The organism is Aquibaculum sediminis (assembly GCF_040712085.1).
Taxonomy (GTDB): Bacteria; Pseudomonadota; Alphaproteobacteria; order Kiloniellales; family DSM-21159; genus Aquibaculum; species Aquibaculum sediminis.
In genome coordinates, this window is record NZ_JBFCVK010000007.1 from 172,502 (window position 1) to 189,569 (window position 17,068).

The following is a 17,068-nucleotide window of genomic DNA, read 5'->3' on the forward strand; positions in this document are numbered from 1 at the left end:
AAGCAAAGGCGTAACCATCTGAAACGGCACCATAAACCGTGTTTTAACTTGTTATTGGTTATTCAGATTCCGTTTGGGCAAATAAATTACAGCCTCGTCCTCCCTCAGGTAATTCAAGAGAAGACGCGCGCGCTCCTCGACCAAGTCTGGATCAAGGCTCTCCGGTCGCAAAAGCGATACCCGCCGCTCCCAGGTTTCACGCTGATCGGCAACCTCCGCGGCCAGAGCCCTGGTCTGAGCCAGTTCCTCATTGAGCCGCTTATACGCCAGCAAACCCCGTTCGCCCTGCACAGAGTGAAAGGCGAAGTAGGCCACGGCCGCAATGGCAAGCGCCTGGGGCGCGACATGGCCCATGGTCTGACGAAGGTCGGCGAGCAGTCTCATCCAGCCAGAGAATCACGTCGCGACTCGGCCGTCAAAGGAAAAAGGGGCCGCCGATGGCGACGCCTGTCACAGCTGTGGGTCGGCCAACTAAAACCACCTTTTGAAATTTGAGAGCAGCTTGTGCCTCATTCTTCAGTTGCTACCCTAATCACTCCCGGGGCAGCGCATAGATCTCAATGGTGCCACTCACGTCGATTTCGAGGACGTGGTTGACCAAGAGATCGTCCGGGTTCCCCAGAACCTCGAGGTGAGCGATCGCCGCGCGAATGAGAGCTTCAGCGGATCGGCGCCCCACGCATGGCAGCATAATCATGCCGGGGTGGATGTCGCTGCGTGCGGCAAGCACGCGAAAGTCCCGAGCATTTTCGGTTACGATGACGAGGTTCTCTTTAATGCAGCGATCAAGAACCCTGTGATCAGAGTCTCCGAGACCGCCGTCGTTGCGTGGATGCACCACGAAGTGCTTGCCTTCCGCGAGCAGTTCCAGCGCGATCCTAGGGGAAAGGCATTCGTCGAGGAACAACCTCATGCGCGCCAGGGCTTGCCCTTTACCGGCCGCCCGCGCGGCGGATGCGTACGCGCGTAGGTGATGGCCGCCTCGAATGCCGCGCGCGGGATATCGCCGTGCTCTTCGCAGAGGTCGTCAATGGAATCACCCCCCTCGATCCGGCCCAGGACGGATCGACACGTAATGCGCGTGCCCTTAACAACTGGCTCACCACCAAGGATATCTTCGCGCGATTCAAGGTAAGCGCCCTTGGCTAACAGGTAGCTGCGCGCCCGTGCCCATTCTACAGCGGCCAGGGTGCCGACCGCGAGGCGCACGCCGGGCATGGGTTCGAAGGTTCCGAGTTCATCGCCGAAGTCTGTGATGCAACGGAAGAGGCGCTTTTTCGTATTCAAGTCCATGTGCAAGCCTCTAACATGCTTGAGAACTGAGGCATAGGCCACAACCTGCACAGGTACATGCACTGTGCGCACCGCGCGCAAACTACCCCTGCTCACCGTCTTCCTGACGACGCCTTCCTCGGTGGCTTTCTCAATACTGCGCGTCGATACGCCGGAGAGCTCTGCCGCTTCCTTTACTGTGAGATGTGAGGCAACCATAAATCAATGTCTCCCTTAGTAGGGAAACATTTAGTACGAGTGCCAAAGAGAATCAATGCGGCCCGCCCGGAGCACCATAGGCAACGAAGGGGCCCACGAGGGAGCTTTCCACAAACAGACAGAACGCGGACCGCTCGCTGGAGCTATCCTACAACGCGGAATGGCGTCGCCACCGGCGACGCCATTCCAACAGCTTGAGCGGAGAGAGACTCTCTCGATAGTTTGACGTCTTACAAAGGCTTTTTGATCTTCCGGCTCAGCACACCGATGATGCCTTCGCGGAAGGCCAGCACGCCGATGACGAAGATAACACCCTGGATGATCGTCACCCAGGCCCCGAAGGTCGCCAGGTAGTTTTGCATGGTAATGATGACCGCAGCGCCGACGATGGGGCCGAAGATCGTGCCCATGCCCCCCAGCAACGTCATCAACACCACTTCACCGGACATGGTCCAATGCACGTCGGTCAGCGAGGCGAGCTGGAACACCAGGGCCTTGGTGCCGCCGGCCAAGCCGGCGAAGGTTGCGGAGATCACGAAGGTCGCCAGCTTGTAGCGGTTGACCCGATATCCCAGCGAAACGGCACGCGGCTCGTTCTCACGGATCGCCTTGAGCACCTGCCCGAAGGGGGAGTGGACGATGCGGTAGAGGAAGAGGATGCCGAAGAACACGATCGCCAGCACCAGCCAGTAGATCGCGCGATCGGCTTCAAGGCTGATGAAGCCAAAAAGCTCCCCGCGCGGCACCGCCTGGATGCCATCCTCACCCCCGGTAAACTCGGCCTGCAGCGAGAAGAAGTAGATCATCTGCGCAAAGGCCAAGGTCACCATCGCGAAGTAGATGCCCTGCCGGCGGATGGACAGGTAGCCGAAGATCAGCCCCAGGAAAGCCGCCACGGCCGTTCCGGCGAGGATCGCAAGCTCCGGCGTCAGCCCCCAATACTTGGCGGTATGGGCGGCGATATAGCTGGCCGAACCGAAGTAGGCGGCATGACCGAAGGACAGCAGCCCGCCAAAGCCCAGGAGCAGATTGAAGGCGCAGGCAAAGAGCGCGAAGCACAGCACCTTCATCACGAAAACGGGATAGAGGAAAAAGGGCGCCAATATCGCGATGGTCAGGAAGGCAGCGAAGAGCGCCAGATGGAGCCGCGGCATGCCTTGGGCGTAGGAGAGAGATGCGGGGGTGGTTGCCTTTGCCACAGTAGCCTCACCAGCCATCACGCAGTCCTCCCGAACAGGCCCGCCGGCTTGACGAGCAGAACGATAGCCATGATGACGAAAATCACAACGGAGGAGCCTTCGGGGTAGAAGACGCGAGTCAATCCTTCGACGATGCCCAGACCGAAGCCGGTGAGGATGGCACCCAGGATCGAGCCCATGCCACCGATCACGACCACGGCGAAGACCACGATGATCATCTCAGCACCCATGTTCGGGTTGACCGAGTAGATCGGCGCCGCCAGCACACCGGCGAAAGCGGCCAGCGCCACGCCGAAACCGTAGGTCAGGGTGATCATCCTCGGCACATTGATGCCGAAGGCGCCCACCAGCGTCGGGTTCTCGGTGCCGGCCCGCAGATACGCGCCCAGTCGTGTCTTCTCGATCATGAACCAGGTCCCGAAGCAGACAATCACCGAGGCCACGACCACCCAACCGCGATAGTTCGGCAGGAACATGAAGCCGAGGTTTTGGCCGCCCGAGAGCTGCGAGGGAATGTTGTAGGGCATACCGGAGATGCCAAACTCATTGCGCAGCAGCCCCTGCATGATAAGCGCCAGCCCGAAGGTCAGCAGCAGACCATAGAGATGATCCAGGTGGTAGAGCTTGGAGATCATCAGACGCTCGAGCACGATGCCGAAAGCACCGACGAGGATGGGGGCAAGCAGCAGCGCGCCCCAATAGCCCACACCCAGATACTGCAGCAGCAGATAGGCAACGAAGGCGCCCAGCATGTACTGCGCCCCGTGGGTGAAGTTGATGATGTTCAGAAGGCCGAAAATGATCGCCAGCCCAAGACTCAACATCGCGTAGAAAGACCCGTTGATCAGCCCAAGCAGAAGCTGGCCGAACAGGGCCTGTGGTGGAATTCCCAGGAGCTCGAACATGCGCGCGTCTCGCGAGTATGATCAGGAAAAGACGGGGACGCGCCAGATACGACGCGCCCCCGGTTACCGGTCGTTACCGATTACTCAACCAGCGGGCAGTTGCCCTCATCCAGCGGACGCCAGGCCGAATCGGCCGGGATGGTCGCCAGAACGTCATAGTAGTCCCACGCACCCTCGGACTCGTCGGGGCTCTTCACCTCGAAGAGGTAGAGGTCGTGGATCTTGCGGCCATCGGCGCGGACTTCACCGTCGCTGAAGAGCGGGTCGCTGGTCGGCATGGACTTCATCGCCGCCATCACCGGCTCGGCATCGGTCGAGCCGGTTTCCTCAACCGCCTTCAGGTAGTGCAGGACCGCCGAGTAGACGCCGGCCTGAACCATGGTCGGCATGTCGCCCTTGGCTTCCATGAAGCGCTCGGACCAGGCGCGGGTGTCGTCATCGAGATCCCAGTAGAAGGACTCGGTCAGCACCAGGCCCTGCGCCGCTTCCAGACCAAGAGCGTGCACGTCGGTCAGGAAGATCAGCAGACCGGCAAGCGACTGCCCGGCCTGGGTGATGCCGAACTCGGCCGCCTGCTTGATGGTGTTGACCGTGTCGCCGCCGGCGTTGGCGAGACCGATCACCTGCGCGCCGGAGGACTGCGCCTGCAGCAGGAAGGACGAGAAGTCCTGCCCCGGGAAGGGATGGCGCACGGTGCCTACGACCTCCCCGCCATTGGCCTCGACCACGGCCGCGGTGTCACGCTCCAGCGCATGGCCGAAAGCATAGTCGGCGGTCAGGAAGAACCAGCTTTCGCCGCCTTCCTGCACCATGGCGCTTCCGGTGCCGTTGGCCAGCGCCCAGGTGTCATAGGTCCAGTGCACGGTGTTCGGCGAGCAGGCTTCGCCCGTCAGGTCGGACGTTGCCGCACCAGAGTTGAGCATGATCGCGTTGGAGCCGCGCAGCACTTCGTTCACCGCCAGAGCAGCGGACGAGGTGGGGACGTCGGCAATGACATTCACGTCTTCGTCGTCAACCCACTGCCGCGCGATGTTCGAGGCCACGTCGGGCTTGTTCTGATGGTCGGCGGAGACGATCTCAACGTTGATGCCCTTGGACGCAGCGTCGAAGTCCTCAACCGCCATGCGTGCCGCGATCACCGAGCCCTCGCCGGACAGATCGGCATAGAGACCGGAACGGTCGTTCAGGACGCCGATCTTGACGTCGATGTCCTGCGCCAGGGCCGAGGTCGCCATCAGCGATGCGGCCAGGCCACCCAGAATCAGACCAGTTTTTTTCATACCTTAACCTCCCTTGCGGGGCCGGTCGGCCCCTGTTGTCGGGTGCAGACGGCACCCTACTCCATTACACACCCAGATAGGCGTGCAACTTCTCCATGTTCGCTTCGAGATCCTCGTTGGGAATCATGTCGACCACCTTGCCTTGATCGACGACATAGTGGCGGTCGGCGACCGAAGCTGCGAAACGGAAATTCTGCTCCACCAGTACGATGGTGTAGCCATCCCGCTTCAACCACTCCAGGGTCCGTCCGATCTGCTGCACGATCACTGGCGCCAAGCCTTCGGTGGGCTCGTCCATCAGGATCATTTTCGCACCGGTGCGCAGGATGCGTCCGATGGACAACATTTGCTGCTCACCGCCGGACAGCTTGGTGCCCTGGCTGTTGCGCCTTTCCTTCAGGTTCGGAAAGAGCTCGAAGATCTGCTCCACCGTCATGCCACCCGGCTTCACTTGCGGCGGGAGCATCATGTTCTCGTCCACGGACAGGCTGGCGAAGATGCCACGCTCTTCCGGAACGTAGCCGACGCCGAGACGGGCGATGGTACGCGCCGGCAGCTTGATCAGCTCGGTCCCGTCAAACACCACAGACCCGGTCCGCTTGCCCAGAATGCCCATGATCGCCTTGAGCGTCGTGGTCTTCCCGGCGCCATTGCGGCCCAGCAGGGTAACGACCTCGCCCTGACGCACATCAAAATTGATGCCGTGCAGGACGTGGCTTTCACCGTACCAGCCCTCCAGGTCCGAGACCTTCAGCAGGGCGCCTTGCGTGTTCGCGTCCGTGCGCTCTTGCAGCATAGCGTCAGCCATGTCCGGCTCCGATATAGGCTTCGATGACCCGCGGGTCCTTGGAAACTTCCTCGTAGGTGCCTTCCGCCAGGACCTTGCCCCGAGCGAGCACTGTGATCCGATCCGACAGGTTGGCCACCACCGACAGATTGTGCTCGACCATCAGGATGGTGCGGTTGGCGGCGATCCGCTTGATCAGCACCGAGATGCGCTCCACGTCCGCCTCTGCCATGCCGGCCATGGGCTCGTCGAGCAGCAGCATTTCCGGGTCGAGCGCAAGCGTGGTCGCAATTTCCAGCGCGCGCTTGCGGCCATAAGGCAACTCGGCGGCATGCACTTCGGCAAAATCGGTCAGCCCGACATCCGCGAGGAGTTTCTCGGCCCGGTCATTGTACTGGTTGAGCACCGTTTGCGAACGCCAGAAATCGTAGCTGTCGCCGCGCTCACGCTGCAGCGCAATGCGGACGTTCTCGAGTGCGGTAAAGTGCGGAAAAACGGCGGAGATCTGGAAGGAGCGCACCATGCCAAGCCGCGCGATGTCCGCCGAGGCCATGCTGGTGATGTCATCGCCCTTGTAGGTGATCTTGCCGCGCGTGGGCTGCAGGAACTTGGTCAGCAGATTGAAGCAGGTGGTCTTGCCCGCCCCATTCGGCCCGATCAGGGCATGGATCGAGCCCCGCTCGACCGAGAGATTGACGTCGTCGACAGCGACGAAGCCCTTAAATTCCTTAGTAAGCCCTACGGCCGTAAGAATGGCGTCTGCTGCCATTAACACATCCCTCCCAGTCACTCCCGCAGCGGATACCTAGCCGGATTCTGATGCCCGCGCCACCCGCCTCGTTGCGCCGGGTGGGGATTAATGGCTTCGGGCGGGTTTGACAACAGGCGACATGCTATCGTTCGCAAACGACGTGCGTTTTCATGCAGCAAGCGACGCCAGGCTGTGCAGGACAACCGCCTTCGACGCGCCACCCAAGTTCGATTTTGTACGCACTACGGAAATACCGTTTGCTTGCCTCATGGCAGACAGATTCGATCCGGGCAAGGATGCCGTTAACAGGACGAAGCACAATCTGCCTCTATTATTCGGGTTCCGGCTCTTTGAGGACCAAGGGCATCTCATCTTGCCCACCTTCTGGTCCGAAGACGGCGAGGAGCATTTCAAGGTTATTGGTAGAGTGGGAGACAGACTGTTTACAGCGGTTTTCGTCTGGCGGGACGGGGAGCCTCGCTTCATCTCAGTAAGAAGGAGCAACAAGCGGCAAGAGGAATGCTATCGCGATCCCGGCTAACCCCTCCGACCCAGAAGACCGGGATGTCACGACAGAAGGCTTGGAGCGCGGGCAGCGGGCGCGCCTGATTCGCATGACCCGCATCAAATTGGGCCTATCGCAGACGGAGTTTGCCCATCGGTTCCATGTGCCTGTCGGCACCCTGAGAGACTGGGAGCAGGCGCGCGTCATGGCACCCGATTTTGCCATCGCTTATATCAAGGTAATCGCCCAGCATTCGGACATGGTGGCGAAAGCAGTCGCGTAATCTGCTTTCGGCCATAGGGGCGGAGGGAGGATGGTGCCCAGGGGCGGAATCGAACCACCGACACTGCGATTTTCAGTCGCATGCTCTACCAACTGAGCTACCTGGGCGCCGGCCACCGCGGTGGCGACGGCTGGCTGTATAGGAGATGACCCGGTGGCTGTCCAGCCTTCTTAGACGCTTTTCTCTGACCGAAATGCAGCGACCGCTACTCCAGCGTCAAGGTGACAGTTTCGCGCACCTCGCCGCGGCGGAAGGTGATGTAGAAGCTTTCCTGCGGTCGGTGCAGATGAATGGCGGTGTTCACGTCCGCGGCCGAGGTGATCGGCCGCCCGGCAATCTCGACGATCAGGTCGCTCTCACGCAGCCCGGCACGGGCGGCGGGGCTCTCCTCAGTGACGCCGCTCACCACGGCGCCGGCCGCCAGCGCCTGCTCCTCCCGGGAGGGATCGCGCACGCGCAGGCCGCTGCTGCCGCGCAGCACCTCACCATGCTGCTGCAGATCCAGGCTCACGCGGCGCAGCAGCTTGGCCGAGACCGCGAAATTCACACCTGCGTTAGTGTCGGATTCGCTGGCAAAGATCGCGGAGACCAGTCCCGCCAGGCGCCCCTCCTCGTCCACCAGCGCACCCCCGGACATGCCGGGATTGATTGCGGCGTCGGTCTGAATGAAGTCCTCGATCGCATTGAAGCCGGCGTTGGTCCGGCGCAGGGCCGAGACCACGCCACAGGTCACAGACAGGCCCAGGCCAAAGGCATTGCCCACGGCGCAGACCGGATCGCCCAGATCCATATCCATTTCCAGCACGTCCGCCAGCATGGGTACCGGAAGGTCCATCTCGATCTTCAGCAGGGCGATATCGCTGGCCGCATCGGCGCCGACCAGCTCTGCGGGACGCAGGCGACCGTCGGACAGGCGTACGTCGATGGATTCGGCATCGGCCACAGCATGATAGGCGGTGGCGAGATAGCCTTCCGGCGCGATGGCCACGGCACTCGCCTCAGGCGCAACGCCCGGCGGCAACTCCGGCGTGCCTCCTTGAGGATGCCCGGGCCAGACCGGCAGGACCGAGACCACGGACTCCACGATCTCGCTGTCAAAGGCCTGGGCATCGCCCGGCACCCACGCCGGGGCCAAAAGCAAGGCGAGACCCAGCGCACTGCGGTGAAGGTGGGGCAGCGTCACAATTGCTCCTCCCGTCCATTCTCCTCAGAGAATTCCCCCTCGGACAAGCTGCTCTCCGGCTCCTCGGTGGGGATTCGGTAGCGCTCACCCAGCCAGCGGCCCAGATCGATCTGAGCGCAGCGCGCCGAGCAGAAGGGGCGTCGCTCCGCCACGGCGGGCCTGCTGCAGATGGGGCAACGCTCACCGGTGCGCTCACCCCGGGTTTCCCCGGCGGCACGGCGGCGCGGAAAGGGCAGGATGCGATCACTCATGGGGTCACTCTATCACAATTTCAGCCAGGTCGACTGCCCTGCCCGGTTCTATTTCACAGGCAAGGGCCCGTCCGCGGCGCGCCTCGATCTCGGCCCGCGCCGGCCCAGCCGGACCGCGCAAGGCCGCTTCTACGGCCGGCGCGATGCGCAGACGCGGCCGGGCCGTCGGCGGCAAGGCACGGATGCGCCGCAGCAGTTCATAGGCCACGGCCACCGGATCGCGCGCCCAGCCCCCGCCGCCCAGACCACAGCGCCGGCCCAGCAACTCGTGCAAAGGCGGACGGCTGCGCCGACGGGTGAGTTCGAAGAGTTGGCCACGCGGTGGAAAGAGTTGCACCGGTTCCGGATCCCCTTCCAGGAACTGGCTCAACAGTTCCGCCAGCTTTTGGCGCTCCTCCCGGCCGGGCATCTCCAGAAAATCGATCAGGATGCGCCCGGACAGATCACGCAGGCGCAGTTGATGGGCAATCTCCCAGGCCGCTTCCCGGTTGACCTCGACGCTGCGCCGCGCCCCCTGCCCGCCGTGCGCGCCGGCGTTGACGTCGATGGCCGTCAGGGTGCGCACCGGCTCGATCAGCAGATTGCCGCCGCCGGGCAACGGCACCTGGGGCTGCAGCAGGGCTTCCACTTCAGCCTCCAGCGCGCTGCCAAAGCTGCTGCCCTGCCGATCCAGGACCAGGCGATCGCTCAGGTCTGGTCGGTCACGCAGGGCACCCTGGGCCGCGGTGAAGGCCCCGAGATCATCGAAGATCACCTCATCGGGCGGCTGTTCCTCGCTGCGCAATAGCTCCAGCGGGTCGTCTCCAGTACGCAGCAGGCAGGGCGGTTTGCGCGCCGCATCCCGCTCAGACCCTTCGGCGGCGGCTGCAGCGGCAAAGGCCAGGCGCGCGCCCTTGTCCTCGCTGGGCGCGCGGGTGATGCGCACACGCAGCGCTTCGCCTTCGGTCGGGCGACGCTTGTTGCGGCCCAGGGGCAGCAACCCGGGACGCTCCAGGCCGATATCGACGAAGGCCGCGTTGAGACCGGCGTCCAGCGCCTGCACCCGGCCGAGCAGCAGATCGCCGGCCGCCCCAGGTCGGTCAGCGCGCTGCACGCGCAGCCAAAGCAGGCGCTCCGTTGCGTCGAAGCGAAAGACCCGGGTCTCCCCAGGCAGGCTGCTGATGAGGAGTCGCCCGCTCACGCCTTCCAGCCAAGCCCGCACAGCAGAGCCGCCGTTTCCGCCAGAGCGAGGCCGACGACGTTGCTGTAAGAGCCACGAATCCACGGAATGAAGGCAGCGGCCCGGCCTTGGATGGCATAGCCCCCTGCCTTGCCCTGCCACTCCCCGCTGTCGATATAAGCGTCGATTTCTCGGGGCGTCAGGCGCTTGAACTGAACCACTGTGGTCACTCGCCGCCTGGCCTGGCGCCCATCGGGCGCAAGCAGGGCGATCCCGCCGATCACGCGATGGCGACGGCCGGACAGAAGCTGCAGACAGTCCAGCGCCTGGTCGCGCGTTTCGGCTTTGGGCAGGATGCGCCGGCCGAGCGACACCACGGTGTCGGCCGCGAGGATGAAGCTGTCGGAGTTGGTGGCAGCCACCGCCTCGGCCTTGCTAAGGGCCATACGGTCGGCATAGACGGCGGGCAGTTCGTCGGCGCCGGGTGTTTCATCCAACGCAGCCGGCACCACCCGGTCCGGTTCGATATCGATTTGCCTGAGCAGTTCCAGCCGCCGTGGAGACGCAGACGCGAGCGCCAGTGGCGGCACTGTCATGAGCGCGCCCCCGCCTTACTTGAAGCGGAAGGTGATGCGACCCTTGGTCAGGTCGTAGGGGGTCATTTCCACGTTCACACGGTCACCGGCCAGCACACGGATGCGGTGCTTGCGCATCTTGCCCGCGGTATGGGCCAGCACCTCGTGGCCGTTGTCGAGCTTCACGCGAAAGGTGGCGTTGGGCAGCAGTTCTGCAACTGTGCCCTGGAATTCCATTAAATCTTCTTTGGACATGCCTCTGATCTTGCTGATTTCACGCAGGATGAACGGTGCGTCCCAGCCGGGCCGCCACCGCGTTCATGCATATATAGCCTTTCGTTCGCTACGCCACAATCACTCCAAAGCGGCAGGACCCGAACGCAGGAAAAATAGATTGTCTCTTTTCGGAACCATATATCTCGAAAAAGCAGACTCCCTCATAAGGCGCCGCGGCGCACACGTCGGGGCGACGGCAATATAGTCAATATTCCTGTCTTACTTGCCCAGAAAACGCTCGCCTGCAACACCGTCTTGCGATATACCGCGCTTCCGCTCCGCCCCACGGAGCTGCAAAGAGAACCGGCCCGGTCGACGGCACAGCAGAATGCAGCCCCGGCCGACCAGCAGATTGAAGAGGCAAGTCATGGCGAACCGGATGCTCCAGTTCACGCACCTGCAGCGACACATGCCGCCCAAGCGGCAAGTCGCCCTGCGACGCAACGACTTCGGGGAGATCTATGACGAGTTCGAGGCGCAGTCAGCCGCCGAGCAGGCCTCGCGCTGTTCGCAGTGCGGCGTGCCCTTCTGCCAGGTGCACTGCCCGGTTCATAACAACATTCCCGACTGGCTGATGCTGACCGCGGAGGGACGTCTGCAGGAAGCCTATGAGGTCAGCCAGGCCACCAACAACTTTCCCGAAATCTGCGGGCGCATCTGTCCGCAGGACCGGCTTTGCGAAGGCAACTGCGTCATCGAGCAGGCCGGCCACGGCACGGTCACCATCGGCTCGGTGGAAAAGTACATCACCGACACCGCCTGGGAGCGCGGCTGGGTCAAGCCCGTCAGCCCACCGCGCGAACGCGACCAGTCCGTGGGCATCGTCGGCGCCGGTCCGGCCGGACTCGCCGCAGCCGAGCAGCTGCGCGCCAAGGGCTACAAGGTAACGATCTACGACCGCTATGACCGCGCCGGCGGGCTGCTGATCTACGGCATTCCCAGCTTCAAGCTGGAGAAGGAGGTGGTGGAGCGCCGCACACGCCTGGTGGCGGATGCCGGCGTCACCTTCCGGATGAACTTCGAGGTCGGCCGCGATGCCAGCCTGCCGGAGTTGCGCCAGCGGCACGACGCCGTGCTGATCGCCACCGGGGTCTACAAGGCCCGCGATGTCATGCTCCCCGGCGCCGGCATCGACAATGTGCTGCCGGCAATGGAGTACCTGACCGCTTCCAACCGCAAGGGTCTGGGCGACGAGGTCCCCGCGTTCGACGACGGACGCCTGAACGCCGCCGGTAAGGACGTGGTGGTGATCGGCGGCGGCGACACGGCCATGGACTGCGTGCGCACGGCAGTGCGCCAGGGTGCGCGCTCGGTCAAATGCCTCTACCGCCGGAACCGGGCCAACATGCCGGGCTCCCAGCGCGAAGTCGCCAATGCCGAGGAGGAAGGTGTCGATTTTGTCTGGCTTGCGGCACCCGAGGCCTTCGATGGCCGTGACGGCGTGGCCGAGGTGCGCGCCCTGAAGATGCGCCTGGGTGTGGCCGATGCCACCGGACGCCAGGCGCCGGAGGTTGTCGCGGACTCGGGCTTCACCCTGCCGGCGCAGATGGTGGTCAAGGCGCTGGGCTTCGACCCCGAGGATCTGCCGACCCTCTTCAACTGCCCCGAGCTGGAAACCACTCGCTGGGGCACGGTCAAGGTCGCCTACCCCAGTCTCATGAGCAATCTCGACGGCGTTTTCGCCGCCGGCGACATCGTGCGCGGGGCCTCCCTGGTGGTCTGGGCCATTCGCGACGGCCGCGACGCCGCCGAGTCCATCGACCGCTACATTCAGGCCAGCGCCCAGAGCGGCACGCAGGCCGCCAGCGCCGCCGCGTAACCCCTTTCGACCGGAAGGCTGAACAGCATGCCGCACGATCTCGACACCCCCCTCGCCCGGATCCGCGCCCAGGAAGCCGAGGCCGAACGCCTCACTCGCATCGGGCTCTATGATCCCGCCGACGAGCATGACGCCTGCGGCGTCGGCATGGTCGCCGCGCTGGACGGCAAACCGCGTCGCGACGTCGTGCTGGCGGGCATCGAGGCCCTGAAGGCGGTCTGGCACCGCGGCGCCGTGGATGCCGACGGCATGACCGGCGACGGCGCCGGCATTCACGTCCAGATCCCGCAAAATTTCTTCCGTGAGCATATCGAGCGCACCGGTCACCGCGCTCGCGACCGGCAGATCGGGGTCGGCATGGTCTTCCTGCCGCGCACTGACATGAACGCCCAGGAACGCTGCCGCGTCATCGTCGAGCGGGAGATCCTGAACTCCGGCTACACCATCTACGGCTGGCGTCAGGTTCCCACCGACACCACGGTCATCGGGGAAAAGGCGAACGCGACCCGGCCGGAGATCGAGCAGATCATCATTGCCAATGCCAAGGGCGTCGACGCAGCCCAGTTCGAGATCGACCTCTATATCATCCGCCGGCGGATCGAGAAGGCGGTGGAGCAGGAGTCGATCAAGGAGTTCTATATCTGCTCCCTGTCCGGGCGCTCAATTATCTACAAGGGCATGTTCCTGGCCGAGCAGCTCTCCACTTTCTACCCGGACCTGCTGGATGAGCGCTTCGTCTCGAACTTCGCCATCTTCCATCAGCGCTACTCCACCAACACCTTCCCCACCTGGCGCCTGGCCCAGCCCTTCCGCGTCCTCGCCCACAACGGCGAGATCAACACCCTGAAGGGCAACGTGAACTGGATGACGGCGCACGAATGCCGCCTGGAGAACCGTCTGCTCGGCGAGGGCATTTCCGATGTGAAGCCGGTGGTGCAGCCGGGCAGCTCCGATTCCGCCGCCCTGGATGCCGTCTTCGAGCTCATGGTCCGGGCCGGGCGCGATCTGCCCATGGTCAAGACCATGATGATCCCGGAAGCCTGGTCGTCCGACCAAGCCATGCCGGACGATTGGAAGGCCCTCTACTCCTACTGCAACGCTGTCATGGAGCCCTGGGACGGACCGGCGGCGCTCTGCGGTTACGGCGGCCGCTGGCTGGTGGCCGGCATGGATCGCAACGGCCTGCGCCCCTTGCGCTTCTCCGTTACCGCCGACGGACTGCTTTTTGCCGGCTCCGAGACCGGCATGGTGCGCATCGACGAAGCGCAGATCGTCGAGAAGGGCCGCCTCGGCCCGGGCCAGATGCTCGCTGTCGATCTGCAGGAAGGACGCCTCTACCACGATGGCGAGATCAAGAGCCGCCTCGCCGGGCAGCACCCCTACCGCGACTGGGTCGGCTCCATCACTGTCATCGACGACCTGATCCGGCCGGACGCGGGGGAGTCCGTCGCGCTCGACCGCGACACCCTGCGCCGTCGGCAGCTTACCTACGGCATCTCCATGGAGGATTTGGAGCTCATCCTCCACCCCATGGTGGAGACCGCAAAGGAAGCGGTGGGCTCCATGGGCGACGACACGCCGCTGGCGGTGCTTTCCGACCGCTACCGCGGCCTGCACCACTTCTTTCGCCAGAACTTCAGCCAGGTCACCAACCCGCCGATCGATTCCCTGCGCGAGCGCCGGGTCATGGCGCTGAAGACCCGCCTGGGCAACCTCGGCAACATCCTGGCCGAGGACGAGACCCAGTGCCGCCTGCTGCAGCTCGACTCGCCTGTGCTCTCCAACGCCGAGTTCCTGGCGATGCGCGACTACATGGGCGAGACGGCAGCGGAGATCGACTGCACCTTCGATCCCGAGGGCGGCGATACAGCCATGCGCCAGGGCTTGAGCCGGATCCAGCGCGAAGCCGAGGACGCCGTGCGTGGCGGCAAGACCCACATCATCCTCACCGACGAGCACACTGCGGCCGACAAGGCGGCCATCCCGATGATTCTCGCCACCGCAGCGGTGCACACCCACCTGATGCGCGAGCGCCTGCGCACCTTCACCAGTGTGAACATCCGCTGCGGCGAAGGCATCGACGTGCACTACTTTGCTGTCCTGATCGGTGTCGGTGCGACGACGGTGAACGCCTACCTCGCCCAGGACGCCATCGCCGACCGCCACGCGCGCGGCCTCTTCGGTGACATGGACCTGACCCAGGCGGTGGAGCGCTACATCCAGGCGGTCGACGAGGGCCTGCTCAAGATCATGTCCAAGATGGGCATCTCGGTGATCTCCTCCTACCGCGGCGGCTACAACTTCGAGGCCGTCGGCCTGTCCCGCACCCTGGTGGACGAGTTCTTCCCCGGCATGCCCAGCCGTATTTCCGGCATCGGCCTGACCGGCATCCAGGGCATGACCATCGAGGCGCATCACCGAGCCTGGTCCCAGTCGGTGATCGCGTTGCCGGTGGGCGGCTTCTACCGCTATCGCCGGGGCGGCGAGCACCATGCCTGGGAAGCGGGGCTGATTCACACCCTGCAGGCTGCGGTCGCCAACGACAGCTACTCGACCTACAAGAAGTTCAGTGAGGGGAACAGCAAGCTGCCGCCCTCCTCGCTGCGCGATCTGATGGACTTCAAGAAGGAGAAGCTGACGCCGATCTCGGTGGAAGAGGTCGAATCGATCACCGCGATCCGCAAGCGCTTCGTCACTCCCGGCATGAGCCTGGGGGCGCTCTCCCCCGAGGCGCACGGAGCCCTCAACATCGCCATGAACCGCATCGGCGCAAAATCCGACAGCGGCGAAGGCGGCGAGGATCCCTCCCGCTTCACACCGCACCCGAACGGTGACAACGAGAACTCCGCCATCAAGCAGGTGGCCTCGGGCCGCTTCGGGGTGACGGCCGAATACCTCAACCAGTGCCGCGAGATCGAGATCAAGGTGGCCCAGGGCGCCAAGCCCGGCGAAGGCGGCCAGCTCCCCGGCTTCAAGGTGACCGAGATGATCGCCAAGCTGCGGCACTCGACGCCGGGCGTCATGCTGATCTCCCCGCCACCGCACCACGATATCTACTCCATCGAGGATCTGGCGCAGCTCATCTACGACCTGAAGCAGATCAACCCGGACGCCAAGGTCTGCGTCAAGCTGGTGGCCCGCTCGGGCATCGGCACGATCGCGGCCGGCGTGGCCAAGGCCAAGGCGGACGTCATCCTGATCTCAGGTCACAACGGCGGCACCGGAGCCAGCCCGCAGACATCGATCAAGTATGCCGGCGTCCCCTGGGAGATGGGTCTGACCGAGGTGCACCAGGTGCTCACCCTCAACCGCCTGCGCCACAAGGTGCGCCTGCGCACCGACGGCGGCATCAAGACCGGTCGCGATGTGGTGATCGCCGCCATGCTGGGCGCCGAGGAGTATGGCGTCGGCACGGCCTCCCTGGTGGCCATGGGCTGCATCATGGTGCGCCAGTGTCATTCCAACACCTGCCCCGTGGGCGTCTGCACCCAGGACTCGGCCCTGCGGCAAAAGTTCATCGGCACGCCGGAGAAGGTTGTGAACCTCTTCTCCTTCATCGCCGAGGAGGTTCGCGAGATTCTCGCCGAGCTTGGCCTGCGTTCCCTGGACGAAGTTGTGGGGCGGACCGATCTTCTGAGCCAGGTCAGCCGTGGTGCACCGCATCTCGACGACCTCGACCTCAACCCGCTTTTGGCCAAGCCGGACGGCGGCGGCCTGCCAATCCATTGTACCCTGGAGGGTCGCAACGAGGTCCCCGATACCCTGGACGCCCAGATGATCGAGGATGCCGAACCGCTGTTCCGCGATCGGGAAAAGATGCAGCTCCAGTACACGATCCGGAACACGCATCGGGCCATCGGCACCCGGCTGTCGGCCATGATCACCCGGCGGTTCGGCATGCAGGGCCTCCAGCCCGGCCACATCACCGTGCGCCTGCGTGGCTCGGCCGGCCAGTCGCTCGGCGCCTGGGCGGTGCAGGGTCTCAAGCTCGAAGTCTTCGGCGATGCCAATGACTACGTGGGTAAGGGCCTGTCCGGCGGCAGCATCGTGGTGCGACCCATGACCAAGAGCCCGCTGAGCACCCAGGACAACACCATCATCGGCAACACCGTGCTCTACGGCGCCACGGCCGGAAAGCTCTTTGCCGCCGGCCAGGCGGGCGAGCGCTTCTGCGTGCGCAACTCGGGCGCGGTGGCGGTGGTCGAGGGCTGCGGTTCCAATGGCTGCGAGTACATGACCGGCGGCACGGTCGCCATCCTGGGCGGCGTCGGCTTCAACTTCGCGGCCGGGATGACCGGCGGCATGGCCTTCGTCTACGACCCGGAGGAGAAGCTGCCCCTGCGCATCAACGCCGACAGCGTGATCTACCAGCGCATCGAGACTCCGCACTACGACTCGCTGTTGCGTGAGCTGATCGCCGAGCATGTGCGCGAAACCCAGAGTAGCTTCGCCGAGCGCCTGCTGATCGATTGGGAGCGCGAGCAGCCGCACTTCTGGCAGGTCGTGCCCCAGGAAATGCTGCACCGCCTGGAGCACCCGGTCACCCTGGAGGCGCGGGAGAAGCGGGCATAGAACGGATCGGAAAGCGGTTCCAGCTAACACGC

17 protein-coding genes and 1 tRNA gene are annotated in these 17,068 nt (G+C 64.1%); 4 read left to right on the top strand and 14 right to left on the bottom strand.

Features of this window, described 5'->3' with window-relative positions:
- Window positions 1-51 precede the first annotated feature (51 nt).
- From ABZ720_RS13010 to ABZ720_RS13045, 8 genes are all read right to left on the bottom strand, one after another.
- A complete protein-coding gene (locus tag ABZ720_RS13010) occupies window positions 52-384 on the bottom strand; it encodes an FtsB family cell division protein (protein ID WP_366555957.1) in 333 nt (110 codons plus the stop codon).
- A gap of 148 nt (window positions 385-532) precedes the next feature.
- Window positions 533-907, bottom strand: coding sequence for a DUF5615 family PIN-like protein (locus ABZ720_RS13015; RefSeq protein WP_366555958.1), 375 nt, complete (start codon window positions 905-907; stop codon window positions 533-535).
- Between the two features lie 2 nt (window positions 908-909).
- The gene (locus tag ABZ720_RS13020; protein ID WP_366555959.1) at window positions 910-1,491 is read right to left on the bottom strand and encodes a DUF433 domain-containing protein; all 582 of its coding nucleotides are present in this window, start codon (window positions 1,489-1,491) and stop codon (window positions 910-912) included.
- Window positions 1,492-1,721: 230 nt separating this feature from the next.
- Window positions 1,722-2,708, bottom strand: a complete 987-nt coding sequence (locus ABZ720_RS13025; RefSeq protein ID WP_438264102.1) for a branched-chain amino acid ABC transporter permease — start codon at window positions 2,706-2,708, stop codon at window positions 1,722-1,724.
- The gene (locus tag ABZ720_RS13030; protein ID WP_366555960.1) at window positions 2,708-3,595 is read right to left on the bottom strand and encodes a branched-chain amino acid ABC transporter permease; all 888 of its coding nucleotides are present in this window, start codon (window positions 3,593-3,595) and stop codon (window positions 2,708-2,710) included. Before ABZ720_RS13030 ends, ABZ720_RS13025 begins: the two co-directional genes overlap by 1 nt.
- Window positions 3,596-3,675: 80 nt before the next feature.
- Complete coding sequence (locus tag ABZ720_RS13035; RefSeq protein ID WP_366555961.1) at window positions 3,676-4,875, bottom strand: ABC transporter substrate-binding protein; 1,200 nt, start codon at window positions 4,873-4,875, stop codon at window positions 3,676-3,678.
- Between the two features lie 64 nt (window positions 4,876-4,939).
- Window positions 4,940-5,683 carry an ABC transporter ATP-binding protein gene (locus tag ABZ720_RS13040; RefSeq protein ID WP_366555962.1) on the bottom strand — a complete coding sequence of 248 codons (744 nt, stop codon included), beginning with the start codon at window positions 5,681-5,683 and terminating at the stop codon, window positions 4,940-4,942.
- Window positions 5,676-6,431 carry an ABC transporter ATP-binding protein gene (locus ABZ720_RS13045; RefSeq protein ID WP_366555963.1) on the bottom strand — a complete coding sequence of 252 codons (756 nt, stop codon included), beginning with the start codon at window positions 6,429-6,431 and terminating at the stop codon, window positions 5,676-5,678. Before ABZ720_RS13045 ends, ABZ720_RS13040 begins: the two co-directional genes overlap by 8 nt.
- 250 nt (window positions 6,432-6,681) lie before the next feature.
- Here ABZ720_RS13045 and ABZ720_RS13050 point away from each other — a divergent pair, with 250 nt between their 5' ends.
- Window positions 6,682-6,954, top strand: coding sequence for a BrnT family toxin (locus ABZ720_RS13050; RefSeq protein ID WP_366556010.1), 273 nt, complete (start codon window positions 6,682-6,684; stop codon window positions 6,952-6,954).
- A gap of 73 nt (window positions 6,955-7,027) precedes the next feature.
- Window positions 7,028-7,201 carry a helix-turn-helix domain-containing protein gene (locus ABZ720_RS13055; protein WP_366555964.1) on the top strand — a complete coding sequence of 58 codons (174 nt, stop codon included), beginning with the start codon at window positions 7,028-7,030 and terminating at the stop codon, window positions 7,199-7,201.
- Window positions 7,202-7,232: 31 nt separating this feature from the next.
- On the opposite strand, the gene ABZ720_RS13060 is transcribed toward ABZ720_RS13055, so the two are convergent.
- The 6 genes from ABZ720_RS13060 to infA all read right to left on the bottom strand — a co-directional run bounded on the left by ABZ720_RS13060 (window position 7,233) and on the right by infA (window position 10,624).
- A tRNA-Phe gene (locus ABZ720_RS13060) sits at window positions 7,233-7,308 on the bottom strand.
- 98 nt (window positions 7,309-7,406) lie between these two features.
- The gene (locus ABZ720_RS13065; RefSeq protein ID WP_366555965.1) at window positions 7,407-8,384 is read right to left on the bottom strand and encodes a S1C family serine protease; all 978 of its coding nucleotides are present in this window, start codon (window positions 8,382-8,384) and stop codon (window positions 7,407-7,409) included.
- Window positions 8,381-8,635 (bottom strand): DNA gyrase inhibitor YacG, encoded by a 255-nt coding sequence (locus ABZ720_RS13070; RefSeq protein WP_366555966.1) that lies wholly within the window; start codon window positions 8,633-8,635, stop codon window positions 8,381-8,383. Before ABZ720_RS13070 ends, ABZ720_RS13065 begins: the two co-directional genes overlap by 4 nt.
- A gap of 4 nt (window positions 8,636-8,639) precedes the next feature.
- Window positions 8,640-9,815: a ribonuclease E/G gene (locus ABZ720_RS13075; RefSeq protein WP_366555967.1), complete on the bottom strand. Its 1,176-nt coding sequence runs from the start codon at window positions 9,813-9,815 to the stop codon at window positions 8,640-8,642.
- The gene (locus ABZ720_RS13080) at window positions 9,812-10,390 is read right to left on the bottom strand and encodes a Maf family protein (RefSeq protein ID WP_366555968.1); all 579 of its coding nucleotides are present in this window, start codon (window positions 10,388-10,390) and stop codon (window positions 9,812-9,814) included. Before ABZ720_RS13080 ends, ABZ720_RS13075 begins: the two co-directional genes overlap by 4 nt.
- A gap of 15 nt (window positions 10,391-10,405) precedes the next feature.
- The gene (infA, locus tag ABZ720_RS13085) at window positions 10,406-10,624 is read right to left on the bottom strand and encodes a translation initiation factor IF-1 (protein ID WP_275823490.1); all 219 of its coding nucleotides are present in this window, start codon (window positions 10,622-10,624) and stop codon (window positions 10,406-10,408) included.
- A gap of 388 nt (window positions 10,625-11,012) precedes the next feature.
- On the opposite strand from infA, the gene ABZ720_RS13090 reads away from it, so the two are divergent.
- Together ABZ720_RS13090 and gltB are read left to right on the top strand one after the other, a co-directional pair.
- The gene (locus ABZ720_RS13090; RefSeq protein ID WP_366555969.1) at window positions 11,013-12,464 is read left to right on the top strand and encodes an NAD(P)-dependent oxidoreductase; all 1,452 of its coding nucleotides are present in this window, start codon (window positions 11,013-11,015) and stop codon (window positions 12,462-12,464) included.
- Between the two features lie 27 nt (window positions 12,465-12,491).
- Entirely contained in the window at window positions 12,492-17,036 is a 4,545-nt protein-coding gene (gltB, locus tag ABZ720_RS13095) for a glutamate synthase large subunit (protein WP_366555970.1), read from the top strand.
- The last annotated feature ends 32 nt before the right edge of the window (window positions 17,037-17,068 follow it).

Excerpts from the sequence above, each read along its gene's own strand:
- ABZ720_RS13070 (WP_366555966.1), bottom strand. The coding sequence starts at position 8,635 with ATGAGTGATCGCATCCTGCCCTTTCCGCGCCGCCGTGCCGCCGGGGAA.
- ABZ720_RS13025 (WP_438264102.1), bottom strand. The coding sequence starts at position 2,708 with ATGGCTGGTGAGGCTACTGTGGCAAAGGCAACCACCCCCGCATCTCTC.
- ABZ720_RS13050 (WP_366556010.1), top strand. The coding sequence starts at position 6,682 with ATGGCAGACAGATTCGATCCGGGCAAGGATGCCGTTAACAGGACGAAG.
- ABZ720_RS13080 (WP_366555968.1), bottom strand. The coding sequence starts at position 10,390 with ATGACAGTGCCGCCACTGGCGCTCGCGTCTGCGTCTCCACGGCGGCTG.
- ABZ720_RS13010 (WP_366555957.1), bottom strand. The coding sequence starts at position 384 with ATGAGACTGCTCGCCGACCTTCGTCAGACCATGGGCCATGTCGCGCCC.
- ABZ720_RS13035 (WP_366555961.1), bottom strand. The coding sequence starts at position 4,875 with ATGAAAAAAACTGGTCTGATTCTGGGTGGCCTGGCCGCATCGCTGATG.
- ABZ720_RS13030 (WP_366555960.1), bottom strand. The coding sequence starts at position 3,595 with ATGTTCGAGCTCCTGGGAATTCCACCACAGGCCCTGTTCGGCCAGCTT.
- infA (WP_275823490.1), bottom strand. The coding sequence starts at position 10,624 with ATGTCCAAAGAAGATTTAATGGAATTCCAGGGCACAGTTGCAGAACTG.
- ABZ720_RS13055 (WP_366555964.1), top strand. The coding sequence starts at position 7,028 with ATGACCCGCATCAAATTGGGCCTATCGCAGACGGAGTTTGCCCATCGG.
- gltB (WP_366555970.1), top strand. The coding sequence starts at position 12,492 with ATGCCGCACGATCTCGACACCCCCCTCGCCCGGATCCGCGCCCAGGAA.
- ABZ720_RS13090 (WP_366555969.1), top strand. The coding sequence starts at position 11,013 with ATGGCGAACCGGATGCTCCAGTTCACGCACCTGCAGCGACACATGCCG.
- ABZ720_RS13040 (WP_366555962.1), bottom strand. The coding sequence starts at position 5,683 with ATGGCTGACGCTATGCTGCAAGAGCGCACGGACGCGAACACGCAAGGC.
- ABZ720_RS13045 (WP_366555963.1), bottom strand. The coding sequence starts at position 6,431 with ATGGCAGCAGACGCCATTCTTACGGCCGTAGGGCTTACTAAGGAATTT.
- ABZ720_RS13020 (WP_366555959.1), bottom strand. The coding sequence starts at position 1,491 with ATGGTTGCCTCACATCTCACAGTAAAGGAAGCGGCAGAGCTCTCCGGC.